The sequence below is a fragment of the Parvibaculum sp. MBR-TMA-1.3b-4.2 genome (genome assembly GCF_053628815.1).
In genome coordinates this window covers 728,465-743,754 of sequence record NZ_JBRJHC010000001.1, presented here as the reverse complement: position 1 = coordinate 743,754, position 15,290 = coordinate 728,465, and the positions used below count along the sequence as shown (strand labels likewise).

Annotated in this window: 10 protein-coding genes; 6 read left to right on the top strand and 4 right to left on the bottom strand. The window is 60.2% G+C overall.

Annotated elements, in window-relative coordinates:
• Positions 1-127 precede the first annotated feature (127 nt).
• The 4 genes from ACSSVQ_RS03755 (at position 128) to ACSSVQ_RS03740 (ending at position 5,918) form a co-directional block, all read left to right on the top strand.
• Positions 128-1,012, top strand: a complete 885-nt coding sequence (locus tag ACSSVQ_RS03755; protein WP_454180892.1) for a hypothetical protein — start codon at positions 128-130, stop codon at positions 1,010-1,012.
• A gap of 47 nt (positions 1,013-1,059) precedes the next feature.
• Positions 1,060-3,045 (top strand): DUF1302 domain-containing protein, encoded by a 1,986-nt coding sequence (locus ACSSVQ_RS03750; protein ID WP_454180891.1) that lies wholly within the window; start codon positions 1,060-1,062, stop codon positions 3,043-3,045.
• 139 nt (positions 3,046-3,184) lie between these two features.
• A complete protein-coding gene (locus ACSSVQ_RS03745) occupies positions 3,185-4,849 on the top strand; it encodes a sulfatase-like hydrolase/transferase (protein ID WP_454180890.1) in 1,665 nt (554 codons plus the stop codon).
• Positions 4,850-4,865: 16 nt separating this feature from the next.
• Complete coding sequence (locus ACSSVQ_RS03740; protein ID WP_454180889.1) at positions 4,866-5,918, top strand: SUMF1/EgtB/PvdO family nonheme iron enzyme; 1,053 nt, start codon at positions 4,866-4,868, stop codon at positions 5,916-5,918.
• Here the strand turns inward: ACSSVQ_RS03740 and ACSSVQ_RS03735 are convergent.
• The 4 genes from ACSSVQ_RS03735 to ACSSVQ_RS03720 all read right to left on the bottom strand — a co-directional run bounded on the left by ACSSVQ_RS03735 (position 5,915) and on the right by ACSSVQ_RS03720 (position 12,170).
• Positions 5,915-7,030, bottom strand: coding sequence for a porin (locus tag ACSSVQ_RS03735; protein WP_454180888.1), 1,116 nt, complete (start codon positions 7,028-7,030; stop codon positions 5,915-5,917). The two genes, ACSSVQ_RS03740 and ACSSVQ_RS03735, sit on opposite strands and share 4 nt — an antisense overlap.
• Positions 7,031-7,275: 245 nt before the next feature.
• Positions 7,276-10,530, bottom strand: coding sequence for an efflux RND transporter permease subunit (locus ACSSVQ_RS03730; RefSeq protein WP_293323909.1), 3,255 nt, complete (start codon positions 10,528-10,530; stop codon positions 7,276-7,278).
• A complete protein-coding gene (locus ACSSVQ_RS03725; protein WP_454180887.1) occupies positions 10,527-11,612 on the bottom strand; it encodes an efflux RND transporter periplasmic adaptor subunit in 1,086 nt (361 codons plus the stop codon). The genes ACSSVQ_RS03730 and ACSSVQ_RS03725 overlap by 4 nt, the downstream gene beginning before the upstream one ends.
• Before the next feature lie 33 nt (positions 11,613-11,645).
• Complete coding sequence (locus tag ACSSVQ_RS03720; protein WP_454180886.1) at positions 11,646-12,170, bottom strand: PadR family transcriptional regulator; 525 nt, start codon at positions 12,168-12,170, stop codon at positions 11,646-11,648.
• A gap of 299 nt (positions 12,171-12,469) precedes the next feature.
• Between ACSSVQ_RS03720 and ACSSVQ_RS03715 the strand changes: the two genes are divergently transcribed.
• Both ACSSVQ_RS03715 and ACSSVQ_RS03710 read left to right on the top strand, forming a co-directional pair.
• Positions 12,470-13,543 carry a Fe(3+) ABC transporter substrate-binding protein gene (locus ACSSVQ_RS03715; protein WP_454180885.1) on the top strand — a complete coding sequence of 358 codons (1,074 nt, stop codon included), beginning with the start codon at positions 12,470-12,472 and terminating at the stop codon, positions 13,541-13,543.
• A gap of 63 nt (positions 13,544-13,606) precedes the next feature.
• The gene (locus ACSSVQ_RS03710; RefSeq protein ID WP_454180884.1) at positions 13,607-15,289 is read left to right on the top strand and encodes an ABC transporter permease; all 1,683 of its coding nucleotides are present in this window, start codon (positions 13,607-13,609) and stop codon (positions 15,287-15,289) included.
• Position 15,290: the final 1 nt, after the last annotated feature.

Genomic DNA, 15,290 nt, shown 5'->3' with positions numbered 1-15,290 from the left:
GGAGGGGTGCTCATTGTGCTTCGGCAAAGGCCTTACGGATCGCGGGCATTCCAAACACATCGGCACATTTCTCTACACCATCCACCCGTTGGGTTTGATAGCTAAAGTCACACGGGAGGACGTCATCATGTTGAAACATCTGTCTACCATCACTCTTTTCGCTGCACTCGGCCTCGCCGGGTGTTCGTCCGCTGGATTGCCGACTGCAACGTCGCCGACATCCGGGGCATCATCCTCGGCTTCGCAAAGTGTTGCCGGCGGTACGCAGCTCGGCGTGACAGGCGAAGGCGGTGTGCTGAGCACAGCCGGTGCCGATGTGGTCTCGCCGCTTCTGGGTGAGGGCGGTCTGCTGGGGGCGACACTGGCCGGCGGGTCAGATGGCCTCGTAGGCAGCGCTGTCGCCGGAGCAGGCGGAGGCAGCTCGCCATTGCCGTCAGGAGGATTGTCGGCTCTTGACGGCGCTCTGACGCAGGTATCCGAATCCGTTCCGCCGCTCGGCGTGTCGGGCGACGGCGGTCTTGGCCAGGACCTGCTGGGGTATGATCTCGTGGGCGACCTGGTCGGCACTGATGGCGGCGTTGTCCCTGCGCTTCTGGGCGGCGGCGAAAGCGCGCCATTGGGTAGTGTCTTGCCGGACGGCAATGCGCCGTTGCAGCCGGTGGGAGATCTGCTGGCAGGCGTTGTGGACGGCCTGCAGACCAATCCGACCGCAGGCAATTTCAGCGACACCGCTCCGCTGCTCCAGCCGCTTCTTCTCACAGCGCTTGGCGCGGGCGGTAGCGGCGACAGCCCGCTCTCTGCGCTGCCTCTGGATGCGCTGCCGCTCGATCAGCTTCAGCCGGTCCTCGTTCCGGCGGTCTCGCTCGTGAATCAGCTGACAAATACGCCCCTTCCGGGTGGTCAGACGGCAGGCGACATTGTGTTCCCCGTCGTATTGGGTTCCGGCTTGGGCGTGGTCGGCAACACTCTGCCGCTCGAGGACATCAGCAAATCCCTTGCGGTCCTGCCCTGAGCAGCATGGCTCCTGAGCGAAACTCCAGAATTACAGGAATTTTGGTAATGAAGTACATGTGGAAAATCAGCCTGCTGCCGATGTTGCTGGCGATGGCCTTACCGAACTCGGCCCAGGCACTGCAATACAAGTTTGGAGAGTTCAATGTGAACCTCTCCACGACCTTGTCCGCTAGTGCCAGTATACGTACGAGCAAGCAGAATTGTGCCTATATCTCCGTCTTCAATGGTGGCTGCTACGGTTCGGGTAATACCGACTATGACGTGAATTCCGACGATGGCAATGTGAACGTCGAGCAGTGGGACTTCATTTCGGCGCCGGTCAAAGGCATTTCCGAGATGGAGGTGACATGGCGGAATTTCGGTGCCTTCGTGCGCGGCAAGGCTGCTTACGATTATGTCGGCGACAACGTCCTTGGAAATGGCGGCGGTAAATACGGTCCGGTTAAGTCGCCTAACCAGCGTCGTCCGCTCGAAGATGAGTTCCGGGGCGACGATGCGCGTAATCTCCAGGCCACGGACTTCAAATTGCTCGATGCGTTCGTCTATTCGAATTTCGATTTGTTCGACATGCCGGCCACGGTTCGCATCGGTCGTCAGGCGACAAACTGGGGCGAAAGTCTGCTGATCCCGGGTGGCGTGTCGTCCTATCTGCCGCTGGATGTTTCGGCGTATGTGAAGCCGGGTGTGGAGCTGAAGGAAATTTTCCTGCCTCAGGCGACGGCTTTCACCAGCATCGGGTTGCCGGCCGGCTTCACCTTCGAAGGCTGGTACGCCTTCCAGTGGAACAAGAGCAAGCTTCCCGCTTGCGGCAGTTTCTTCTCGCCGAGCGATGCTCTGGCGGATGGCTGTGCCTATGCATTGAGTGGCGGCGAGGTCTACAACAATGGTGATGGCACGTCCTATTCGCCGACGGCGACCATCGAAAGGATTGCCTCGCAGGAAGCCCGCCAGCAGGGCCAGTACGGTCTCGCGCTGCGCTACTATGCTGACTGGCTGAACTACGGCACGGAACTCGCCGGCTATTTCGTCAATTTCCATTCGAAGCTGCCGATCGGCACCTTCACGGCGTCGACCCCGACCACCGCGACGACAGTCTTTCAGGTGGCATGTCCGCCGGGCGCCGGGACGTTGAACGGTCCTGGCTGCACGGCGAACGGTCCTGTGCAGGATGATGCGAACCGTCCGGTGTCGGTGTCGCAGGCCATGTTCGCCGAGGCCGCCGGTGCCAACAAGAAGCTGCTCGCGCAGTACCCCGAAGACATCAAGATGTTCGGGGCGAGTTTCAACACCACCATGAACATTCTGAACGGTACGGCTCTTTCGGGTGATATCGCCTTTTACCCCAACATGCCGTTCCAGCTGGACACGACAGAGTTGATGGGTGTCGACGCCGAGAATTTCGGCTACACGGCAGGCCCCGGCCAGCCCGATTACTATACCGGGCCGCCCGTCGCTCCCGGCGACGTGATCCAGGGTTATCGCCGGACCAAGGCGCTTCATGCTCAGCTCTATACGCTCAGCACGTTGACGCCGTCCAATCCGGTTGTGAAGTTCACTAACGCCGATCTCCTCATTCTTGTCGCGAATGCGGGGGTGCAGTGGCTGCCCGATGCGGAGGGGAACCGCTTCGCGATTCCCCGCTCCGGCGAATCCCATCCCGCCGCAGGCATAGCGAAAACCTTCGGCGATGATTGCAACCGCCAGGGCACCTGCTCCCTTTCGCCGCAATATGCCAGCCAGTTCTCCTGGGGCTATCGGCTGTTGGCACGGCTGGACTACAACTCCGCCTTCGGGAGCGCCTGGACGCTCTCTCCCCAGATCGTCTGGAGCCATGATGTGCAGGGCTATTCCGCGGGCCCCATCGGTCCGGGCTTCGTGCAGGGCAAGATGGCGGTCACGGCGGGTGTCACGGCCAACTATCAGGACACCTACAAGCTTGGCATGGACTACACCGCCAATTTCGGCGCCGACTATCGCAATGCCTCCTATGACAAGGATTTTGTGAGCATGTCTGCGTCCTATTCCTTCTGACGATCGCGTAAAGCGTCAGGTTTTCACAAGTGAAGCCCCGGCCGGGAAACGGTCGGGGCTTTTCTGTTGCCCTATCCGCATCCATAAATTAATGTAATGCATTAATTTGGCGGAAACGCCGGCTGGAGGAGGAGCAGGGATGAGCAAGCGTGTCGCTATCTGGACTGGTGCGACGGTCGCCATATTGATCGTCGGCTGGGTCGTGGCCTCGAAATACTGGATCTATGTGCCGGGCCTCCTGGCTGAATGGCGCGACCCCATCGGGCCGACGCAGACGGTGGCCTGGGAAGAGGGGCCGGAGACCGCGAGCGTACCGGCACAAAAGCGCGCGCCGAACATTGTCGTAATCCTCGCGGATGATCTCGGATATAACGACATCACCTTCAATGGAGGCGGGGTCGCAGGCGGGGCTGTTCCCACGCCGAATATCGATTCCATCGGACGTGACGGCGTGGATTTCACGCAAGGTTATGCGGGTAACGCCACCTGTGCGCCGTCCCGCGCGGCGATCATGACGGGGCGTTACGCCACCCGTTTCGGCTTCGAATTCACGCCCGCGCCGGTGGCGTTCGAGCGTCTTGTCGGCACCTTCTCCAACGATCAGCAGATCAGGAAACCGGTCTTTCACGAAGAACGCGTGGCCGAGTGGCCGGACGATCCCAACAAGCTTGGTGTTCCGGCTGAAGAAATCACAATTGCCGAGCTTCTCAAGACAAGAGGCTACCGCACGCTTTTACTCGGCAAATGGCATCTGGGCGGAACGCCCACATCGCGGCCGCAATCGCAAGGCTTCGACGAGTTTCTGGGCTTCCTCCCCGGCGCCTCGATGTTTCTGGATCCGGACGACCCCCGCGTCGTCAATTCTCGTCAGGATTTCGACCCCATCGATCGGTTCCTCTGGGCCAACCTGCCTTTCGCGGTCCGCAAGGATACCGGGCCCCGCTTCAAGCCGGCGCAATACATGACCGACTATCTGGCCGACGAAGCCGCGAAAGCGATCCATGCAAACCGGAACCGGCCCTTTTTCATGTATCTCTCGTTTAACGCGGCGCATACGCCGCTTCAGGCCCTGAAGTCGGACTATGATGCCTTGTCGGGGATCGAGAACCATCGCCTGCGTGTCTATGCGGCAATGATCCGCGCGCTCGACCGTGGTGTCGGCAAAGTGCTTGAGCAGTTGAAGAAGGACGGGCTGGACGAAAACACGCTGGTGATTTTCACCAGCGACAATGGCGGCGCCCACTACATCGGCCTCGATGATATCAACAAACCCTATCGCGGCTGGAAGGCGACTTTCTTTCAGGGCGGCATCCGCGTTCCCTTCTTCATGCGCTGGCCGGCGCAGCTCTCCGCCGGTACCCGTTATGACGAACCGGTGGCGCATGTGGATATTTTCGGAACCGCCGCAGCTGCCGCCGGGGCCGCCGAGCCCGAGGACCGCGTCATGGATGGCCGCAACCTGCTGCAATATGTCGACGGAGAAAGTGCGGGTAATCCGCATAAATCGCTTTTCTGGCGCTCCGGTGACTACAAGGTTCTGCTGTCCGGCGACTGGAAACTCCAAGTTTCCGAGAAACCGAAAAAGGACTGGCTTTTCAACCTGCGAAACGATCCGACGGAGCAGGTCAACATGGCCGGTAGCGAGACGGAAAAACTCGCCGAAATGAAGGCGATGCTTGCGGAGATCGACAGCAATCAGGCAAAGCCGCTCTGGCCGTCGCTGCTGGAGGGACCGATCCCCATCGATCACCCTCTGGGAGAACCGGACAAGCCGACGGATGAATATATCTACTGGTCGAACTGAAATTTCCGGAGCGAAGATGACAAGGACAGCGATGCTTGGCTGGCTGGCGGGAGGAGCGGCTCTCGTGTTGCTTCTCCTGGCCGCGCTCTGGTTCGGGAGCGCATGGAGCACGGCGCAGATGGCGGCGCGCGGTCCCTTGTCCTGCCCGCATGAAAATGGCGCCGACAGCTCTCATCCCGGGATTGCATATGTGCCCGCAGGCGAGTATCGCATGGGCGGAATGGTTTACCCGGAAGAAGGGCCGCCGACATCCGTCGTCGTTTCCGGCTTCTGGATGGACCGTACCGAAGTGACAAACGACGAGTTTGCCGAATTCGTCGCCGCGACGAGGTATGTCACAAGGGCGGAGCGGGGCGCGGACCCCCGTATGCATCCCGACCTGCCGCCGAAAATGCGCATGCCCGGCGCCGTCGTCTTCATCATGCCCAACGATGTGAATGGCCTGGGGGATATCTCCCAATGGTGGCAATTCGTGCCGGGTGCGAACTGGCGCCATCCGGGCGGCCCCGATACCGATATTAAGGGGCGGGGTTCCTTTCCGGTCATGAATCTCGCTTATGAGGATGCTCTGGCCTATGCCGATTGGAAGGGGAGGAGCCTCCCCACCGAAGAACAATGGGAATGGGCTGCGCGTGCCGCGGATCCCGACAGCCATCCCGACCAGCATCCCTCCCGCCAGCCCGTCGAGGCGAACACATGGCAGGGCATCTTCCCCGTCATCAACAAGGCCGATGACGGGTTCGTCGGGTTGGCGCCTGTGGGCTGCTACAAGCCCAATGCATTGGGGCTGTACGACATGATTGGCAATGCCTGGGAATGGACGTCGAGCCGCTACGCCTCGCGCCACGACTATACGCCTGCCGACGATTTCAACGGCGGCGGGGCACGGGGTGACGCTGCGCCGGTCGCGCGTTACGTCATCAAGGGCGGCTCCTATCTTTGCGCGCCGAACTATTGCATGCGTTACCGCGCCGCAGCACGTCAGCCTCAGGAAGTGGATCTGCCCACGAGCCATCTCGGCTTTCGTACCGTGATGAATGCACCGGGGCCGGCCGGCGGCGGGTTTTAGAAGTAAAGCGCAACATTGAGATTGAGGCGGCTCGACCAGCCGCTGTCCCGATTGCCCGCGGCCAGGGCATTGGTGAAATCGGGACCGATATAGGCGTTGTTCTGACCGAGCGCGATGTCGGTTGTGACATAGAGCGGGCCATCGAAGTCGAACCCGGCGCCGAACACCTGTTGCTGGCTGTCCGAATAGCCGCTTTCGGTCTTCAGAAAATAGCTGTAGTCGCTATAGACGGTGATGCTGTCGAGCAGACTTCCCGGGATGTCCCAGCTATGGCTGAGGCTGGCGACATATATCTGGCCGCTTGCCGCGACGTGATAGGGGAAGTCGTAGGCGCCCATCACGACATATCTGTCATCCTGGTATGCCGGATTTTCTACGTCATAGCGGTAGCGGATGGCCTCCGCTTTAAGGTTCCAGTTTCCATAGCGAAGATTGGTGTGAACGGCTTCCGCGTCCTGATGCCCGTTCCGCCCGGTAATACCATTCGGCAACAGGCCGTATTGCAACGACAGACCGGCTTCGCCATGGATGCCATTGTCGAATGCGAACTCTCGGGCGAGCCGCAGATTGATCTGATGTCGTTCGCGGTTCTCTCGGACACCATCGGAGACGATATCGTAGGAATAGCGCGCACTGTCGTTGCTGTTGCCGCCCCAGCTTCCTTCGTCGGCCGGAAAATAGGAGGCGTCGAAAACCCATCCGGCTTGTCGTCGTCGGTAGCTGATGCCCGCGTCGTAGTCGTCTTCAAGGCCTGCGTAGAAGGCGAGGGAGAAAAAGAAGTTGTTGGAGGCGAAGGGAAGCAGGCCGAAAGGCACTTTCTGGATACCCGCCTGAATTTTCTGTCGGTCGTCCAGCCAGTATCCCACCCATGCATGATGAGGGAAATGGGTCGTCCTGCCGGTATCACTATAGTAATAGACGCGATATTGCGCCGAGCCGTCCCATCGCCCCGACTGGAAGTCGAGGTCGAGCATGACCGCGTCCAGCCGCACATTCCTGGAGAGTTTTCGGCGCTTCTGCGCACTCTCCCAGCTCTTGCGAAAGGCATTCACCCTGATGGCGCCGCCAAGGTGAAATGAGGTGCCCGGTTCCGTGCTGTCTGGCTGAGACATAGCAGGCGCTCGCGCTTCCGGTGAAATGCCCGGATTGTCGCCTTCGCTGGAGGGCTGGATGGAACTGGCATGGACTGCCCCGGCAATGGCGCATGTCACAATGCCGGCCGCGGCTGCCAGGACGGTCTTGCAAGTCAAAAGGGCTTCTCTGTCCTTATTTCGGCGCCCACCCGCTCCGATATGATCCTAAAAGCGAGAAAAGGCGGGTCAAGACCCGCCTTTTCGTGTGTGTTGGCCTGACTTCCCTAATCCGCCGGCTGATGCGACCCGCCTGCAGGCCGGATGCGCGCCATCAGCCTGTGGATGAGCTCCTTCATCTTCCGCCAGAGCCAAATCGGGTGCTGACGCCAGTGATCGGGCGCCACCAGAAGGATCGGAATCAGCACAAGTGTGAGGAGCGTGGAAAAACCGAGGCCGAAAATAACGGCAGTCGAAAGCTGCACCCACCAGGCTGCCACCGGGCCGCCAAGTTCGATTTCCGGCAACCCATGGGCCCCGAAGAAGTTGATGTTGATCTGCAATGCCATGGGCAGCAGGCCGAACATCGTCGTGATCGTCGTCAGCATGATCGGCCGAAGGCGCTGTCCTGCCGTGCGCAGTGTCGCTTCAACGGGCTCCATGCCGTCATGCAGCAAGCGCTGGTAGGTATCGATCAGCACGATGGAATTGTTCACCACGATACCTGCCAGCGCGAGAATGCCCGTGCCCGTCATGATGACGGAGAAGGGCTGCCCGGTGACAAGCATGCCGAGCAGCACACCCACGGTCGACAGGACAACCGTCGAGAGCGTCAGGAATGAGTGGTAGAAGCTGTTGAACTGCGTCAGCAGGATGATGAACATCAGGAACAGCGCACCGATCATCGCCTTTCCAAGGAACGCCGCCGACTTCTGCTGCTCTTCGTTTGCGCCGCGGAAAACCACACGTACGCTGGGCGGCAAATCGACCCCTTCCAGTTTCTGGCTGATTTCCAGAACCTTGGCGTTGACGTTAACCTTCTCGCCCGTTTCAGGGTTCGTGGCGGTGTTCGCCTTCACCATGATGCGGCGCATAGCGTCCACGCGTTCGATCGTCGTCACCTGCGGTTCCGCCTCGCGATTCACGAAGTTGGAGAGCGGCACCTGACCTTGCGGTGTTTGCACGCGAAGCTGGTCGAGCTGGTCGATCACCCGGTATTGCTCCGGGAAGCGTGCGCGGATGTCGACTTCATCCTGCGCATCGTCCGGGCGGTATTTCCCGACGAGGATGCCGTTGGTAACAAGCTGAATGACAGAACCGACCGAAGTTACATCCGTGCCGAAGCGGCCAGCCATCTCGCGGTCCACCGACATAACCCATTCGATACCGGGCAGCGGACGGCTGTCTTCGAAGTCGATCAGCCCTTCGACATCGTTTTCGAGCAGCTTGCGTACCTTTCCGGCAGCCTCGACAAGGTCGGCATAATTCGACCCGGTCAGCTGAACCTGAACGTCCTTGCCGGTCGGCGGGCCGTTTTCCTGCTTGCGGACCTCGACCTTGATGCCGGCAAGCTTCGCGGTCTTGTCGCGGATTTCCTGCAGAATGATCGCGCCCTTGCGCCTTTGCTCATAGGGCTTCAACTCGACGAACAACTGGGCAATGAGGTCTTTCGGCGTTTCGCCGCCGCCGCCGCTTCCCGGGCGTCGTCCACCCGCGCCAAGCCCCGGGCCTGCGGTCGTGAATACCGTGTCCACACCGTCCGTATCACGAACGATCTTTTCTACCCCCTGCGACAACCGCAGCGTTTCCTTCGCTGAGAGGTTGCCGCGGGCGCTCACCATCACGGTGGCCTGTTCGGGCTCGGTGTCGACGAAGAACTCGACGCCGTGATTGAAGATGCTGTAGAGCACGATTGTCCCCACCAGCACGCACATCGTGGCAAGCAGGACCTTGCCGGGATGCGGCAGCAGCCGGTCCAGAAGCCGGACATATTTACCGGTAAGGCCGGGCAGGCCTCGGATATCGCCGGTCTCCGCCCCCGCCAACATCTTCAGCGTATCGCTGTCCGCATCATCGGCTTTGCCGAAAATCGACCCGACGACGGGCAGAAAGATGAGGGCCGTTAGAAGAGAGGCCGACAACACGACGATCAGCGTAATCGGCAAGTAGGACATGAATTTGCCGCTGACGCCCGGCCAGAGCAGAAGCGGAAGGAAAGCCGCGAGCGTTGTCGCGGTGGAAGAAGCAATCGGCCAGAACATGCGCTTGGCGGCCAGGCCATAGGCCTCCTGCCGGTGCATACCCTCGGCCATTTTACGGTCGGCATATTCGACGACCACGATGGCGCCGTCGACCAGCATGCCCACCGCCAGCAGCAGCCCGAACATCACCATCATGTTGACGGTGTAACCGGCTGTTTGCAGGAAAAAGAAACCGATCATGAAAGAGGTCGGGATGGCAAAGCCGACCAGCAGGCCGGAACGCAAGCCGAGCGCGGCCACCACCACGATCATCACCAGCACGATGGCAAGCAGAATCGAGGCCTGCAGCGAACTGATGGACCGATTGATCCAGTCCGACGCATCGAGCGAGAAATTCACCTTGATGGCGCCGGGCCAGTTCTTCGTGAACTTGGCGACAACGTCCCGCACCTGCTGGTTGTTGTCGATGATGTTGGTGCCGATGCGCTTGGTAATCTGTAGCGCGATAGCCTGCTTGCCGTTGAACCGGGCATAACTGTCCGGATCCTTGAAGGTCCGCCTGATATCGGCCACGTCAGACAGCGTTACCACACCCTCGCCCGACACCTTGATCGGCAGGTTCAGCACGTCTTTACGTGTTTCGAAGAGGCCGGGCACCTTCACAGAGAAACGGCCCTGACCGGTATCGATGTTACCGGCCGCGACGAGTCGGTTGTTGAGAGTCACCGCATTGATGAGCTCTTGCTGCGAGATGTTGTAGGACTCGAGTTTTGCGGGGTCGATAACGACCTCGAGTAATTCCTCGCGGTTGCCCACCAGGTCGGCGGAGAGCACGGTCGGCACGCCTTCGATCTCATCTTTCAGGCTGCGCGCAGCATTGTAGAGCGTGCGTTCGGGCACATCGCCCGACAGGGTGACGATCAGAACCGGAAACAACGATGTGTTGAATTCGTTGATGACGGGCTCTTCCGTGTCGTCGGGAAGCTTTGCCTTGGCGAGGTCGACCTTGTCGCGCACATCCTGCAACGCGGCTTCCTTGTCGAAGTCCACGTCGAACTTGAGCAGGATTCCGCCATATCCCTGGGCGGACGTCGACACCATTTCATCCAGTCCCTCCAGCGAGCGTAGCTCGGTCTCCATGGGGCGGACGAGCAGGCGTTCGGAATCTTCCGGTGAAATGCCTTGGTGGATGATGGAAACGAAGAACACCGGAATGGGAATATCCGGGTCCGCTTCCTTGGGGATCGTCACATAGGCAAGCGTGCCTGCGAGGATCAGCAGAACAAGCGTCGTGATGACGGTGCGCGAGCGATTGAGCGCCGCGTCGATGAACTGGTTCACGATGAAGCTCCGCTCTTGCTATCGAGTTCCACCCGGACCTTCTGACCCTTGGTGACATAGTCCTGCCCGACGGTGATGAGCCGCACCGTTTCCGGCAGGCCGGAAACCCACAGACCTTCCGGTGTGTCGTCCACCAGCTTGGCCTCGTAGAACTGCACCCGGTCGTCGTTATCCACGGTACGCACGCCGATGACACCCTGATCGTTCAGTGAAATCACCGAACTCGGAACGAGATGCGCCATGACGGGCTGGCTCGGAACCACGATCTCCGCCGTTACGCCGGAGCGCATCTTGCGGTCGGGGTTGGGCACTTCCATTTCGACCCGGAAGGTACGCGTGGCCTCGTCCGCCGTCTTGGCGACGAAGATGATCTTACCTTCCACCTTCTCACCGGTGACAAGGCGCGCCATGCCCGTCGTTCCGACCTGGAGATTGCTCACCTTGTCTTCCGCGACCTGTCCGGTCACTTTCAGGGGATCGAGCTGGACCATAAGGCCGCAGGGCTGGCCGACGGCGAGAAAGTCGCCGATTTCCACGTCCCGGTCGTCGAAAATGCCGTCGAAGGGCGCGACGATATTGGTATTGCCGAGTTCGACTTCCATCTGTTTGAGCTGTGCCTTGGAGGCGTCATAGGCAGCCTTTGTACCTGCGGCCTGAGTCTCCGAGCGATAGCCCTTGGCAGCGAGCTTGCGGGCGGCGTCATATTCGAGGCGGCGCTGCTGCACGAGCGCCCTGGCTTCATCGAGCCGGGCCTGACGGGCGTTCACGCTGATTTTGCAGAGCGTGTCGCCTTTCTTCACGAACTGACCTTTTTCAACGGGCAGATCGGCAATGTTGCCTGCCGTTTCCGCGCGCACCTTCACGGCGCGTTTTGCTTCCGTCCGGCCGCGAATGACGATCGAGGTGCGTTTGGGTTGCGCCGTCAGTTTGATAACGCGCACACCGACCAGTTCTTCCTGTGCGCCCGCGGAGCCATCTTTTTGCGCAGTCTGCGAGTCGTCATTGCCGAAAATCAGGCCGAGACCGATCCAGACGATGAAGACGGCGCCGATGATGAGGGCGATAAGGTATGAGCGTTTCATGTAACCAACCGATTTCTGAATGTCTTATCCGGTTCAGGCCGGAATGCCCGCACCGTCCGGCGCTGTTTCGGGGGAGGCGGCTGCCTCGATGTCTTGTCGATGTTTTTCGAGATATTCGATGGATGCCTTCATCACGACTTGTCCGTAGCCGAGGACGAAGCGCTTGGATGAACAATCGATATCGGACGCGAGGGCGTCTTCGATACGGGCAAGGTCTTCACGGCAATTGGCAAGCTGCGCATCGACCAGTTCCGTGACGCGTTGGCCGGGAAGCATCGCGGCAAAGATGGAGGCAAAGATGAACTCGGAGCGGTGCTTGTCGGGGGACACAGGGGACATCAGCGCCTCGCGAAGCGCTTCCTTCCCGCGGTCGGTGAGCGAATAGACCTTTTTGTCGGGTCTGCCGTCCTGGGCTTCGGCGGTGCAGGTGAGCATGCCTTGCTCGGTCAGGCGCGTAAGGGCCGGATAGATGGAGCCATAGCTCGCATCCAGGAAATGGCTGAACAGGCCGTCCTCGAACAGCTTGTTGATCTCATATCCGGTGGAGTCGCCCAGCATGAGCGCTCCCAGGCAAAGCGTGGATACCTGCATCGGGGAGAAATCGCCTTGTTCCCTTGCGGAACCGGCCGTGGAATGGCCGGTCACGTATATTGTTTCGATATATGCGACCTATTTAGGTCCGATATATGTCTCAGAAAAGGGTAACAGCGTTATTACCCGATAATAGAAATCTGACTGTTGTTTTTGGGTATCACCGTCGGAACTGGCCCGGAAGCGGGCCGAATGTTGCCTTTGTTCTTGTTACTAAGAATGATCCGCAATAGAAAGGATGCAATTGCATAGCTTCCGAGGATGCCATGAACGCCGACATGAAAAGTCACCGCCGCAAACGCCGTCTCGCCGTTCTGCTGATCGGAACAGCCGCAATGGCTGCGGGCTTTCTCCTGGGCGAAATTCGCTCCGTCTCCGCGGAGGAAGCCGGGCAGGTCGATGTCTATTCCTACCGCCAACCCTATTTGATGGAACCTCTCTTCGAGGCCTTTACCGAGCAGACCGGTATCGAGGTCAACATGGTCTACGCGAAGGCAGGGCTTCTCGAACGGCTGAAGGCGGAAGGCGAGGCCGGTCCCGCCGACATGTTCCTCACCTCGGATCTGCCGCGCCTTGTGGAGGTGCAGGAAGCGGGATTTGCGGCCCCCGTCATGACGGACACGCTCGCGGCCAATATTCCGGCGCAGTATCGTCAGGAAGACGGCAAATGGTGGGGACTTACCCAGCGCGCTCGTGTCGTTTATGCGTCCAGGGATCGTGTGCCGGAGGGGGAGCTGACGACCTATCAGGGGCTTGCCGACGAAAAATGGAAAGGACGGATCTGCATCCGTCCCGGCGATCATCCCTATAATCTGGGCCTGATCGCCGCCATGATTGCGCGACATGGCGAGGAGCGGACGAAAGAATGGCTGCGGGGTGTGAAGGCCAATCTCGCACGCAAGCCCCAGGGCAATGACCGTGCCCAGGTGAAAGCCATCTATGAAGGCCAGTGCGATCTGGCGATCGGCAACACCTACTACATGGGCAAGATGCTGGCCGATCCCGAACAGAGGAAATGGGCCGAAGCCGCCTACATTATCTTTCCCGACCAGAATGGCGCGGGCGCGCATGTGAATATTTCCGGAGCGACGGTACTTGAGGGTGCCGACAACCGTGAAGAGGCCGTGGCGCTGCTGGAATTCCTCTCCGGGGACAAGGCCCAGGAAATCTATGCGCAGTCCAACTACGAATATCCGGTGAAACCAGGCGTTCCATGGTCCGATACGGTAGCGAGCTGGGGCGAGTTCAAGGCCGATACGGTCGACCTTGCCGTGATCGCCGACTTGCATGACGAGGCGCTGAGGCTCGTCAACGAAGTGGACTTCAACGCAGGGTCCTGATGCTTGATTGACATGGCGAAACTGGCGCCTCGGTGGCGGGGTGCCGGGCGGAAAGCGGGGCGGATGGATGCCGGTCCGCCTCTCTTTTCCGAGCGTGCCCGCTCCGGTCTCACATTGCTTGTGGCGCTTCTGGTTGCGTTTCCGGTCGCGGCGGTGGCCTGGATCGCGCTCACCGGCGGCATCGGCGACAATTGGCAGCATCTCTGGGAGACAGTGCTGTCCGGCTATGTTCTGAACTCCATCAAGCTGGCGGTGCTTGTCGGGATCGGCGTTTTCCTCGCCGGTACCGCCTGCGCATGGCTTGTCACCATGCACGATTTTCCAGGCGCGCGATTTCTCGAATGGGCATTACTTCTCCCGCTCGCCATGCCCGCCTATGTGGTTGCCTTCGTCTATACCGATCTTCTGGAATATGCAGGGCCCGTTCAGGGGGCGTTGCGCGATCTGTTCGGCTGGCAGACACCCCGCGACTATTGGTTTCCCGAGATACGCTCCCTCGAGGGAGCGGGTTTCGTGATGACGATGAGCTTCTTTCCCTATGTCTACCTTCTGGCGCGCACCGCGTTCCTGGAGCAGTCGCTTTGCGCGCTGGAAGTGTCGCGCACGCTGGGCTGCACGAAATGGGATGCGTTCCGGCGCGTGGCGCTCCCGCTTGCCTGGCCTTCCATCATGGTGGGGATAATGCTCTGTCTGATGGAAACGCTGAGTGATTTCGGTGTGGTCGATCTTTTTTCGGTTCAAACGCTCACAACCGGTCTTTTCAACGTCTGGCTGGTGATGGGCGATGCGGCGGGCGGCGCGCAGATTGCGCTGGTGCTGCTGGTCTTCATTGCAGGCCTTGTCTGGCTGGAGCGCAGGGGCCGCATACGCCGCGCCTATTACGTTCAGACATCCCGGATGAAGTCGCCGCCACGGCAAAGGCTGTACGGATGGCGCGGAGCGGGCGCATCCCTGTTGTGTTTTCTGCCTTTCTTCTTCGGTTTCCTGTTACCGGCGATCATCCTCGCAAGGCTGTCGGGTGCCAGGCTTTCAACAGCCTTGTCGCTGGATTTCGCGGCCCTGGTGTTGCGCTCCGTGACGTTGGGCGGCGCAGCGGCGCTTCTCTGCGTCGCGGTTGCGGTGGGGCTGGCCTATTCGACACGGCTCGGCGTTTCCCGCCCCGCTGCGCTGGCCGCGCGCGCGGCGAGTTTCGGCTATGCAGTCCCCGGTGCGGTCCTGGCGATCGGCGTTCTCGTGCCCTTCGGTTTTTTCGACCGTACGGTCAACGGTTTCATGGAGAGCGCTTTCGGCGTGTCGGTCGGGCTTATCCTGTCCGGCACGGTGGCGGCGCTTCTCTTTGCCTATCTGGTGCGTTTCCTGACCCTGGCGCATGGCACCGTGGAAAGCGGGCTGAGCCGCTTGCGGCCGTCGCTCGACATGGCGGCGCGAACGCTGGGGCGGGGCGCAACGGGAACGCTGCGCGATGTCCACCTGCCGCTCATTCGCGGCAGCCTGTTGACCGCGATCCTTCTGGTCTTCGTCGATGTGATAAAGGAGTTGCCTGCAACGCTTGTGCTTCGGCCTTTCAACTTCGACACGCTGGCCACGACGGCTTATTCTCTGGCGGCCGACGAGCGTTTTGCCGAGGCCGCTCTTCCTTCGCTCGCCATTGCGCTGGCAGGTCTACTGCCTGTCCTCATCATCAGCCGGGCGATCACGAAAGCGCGGGACTTCGGCGCGAGCCCTGAAACAGAGGTGTTGATGTGAA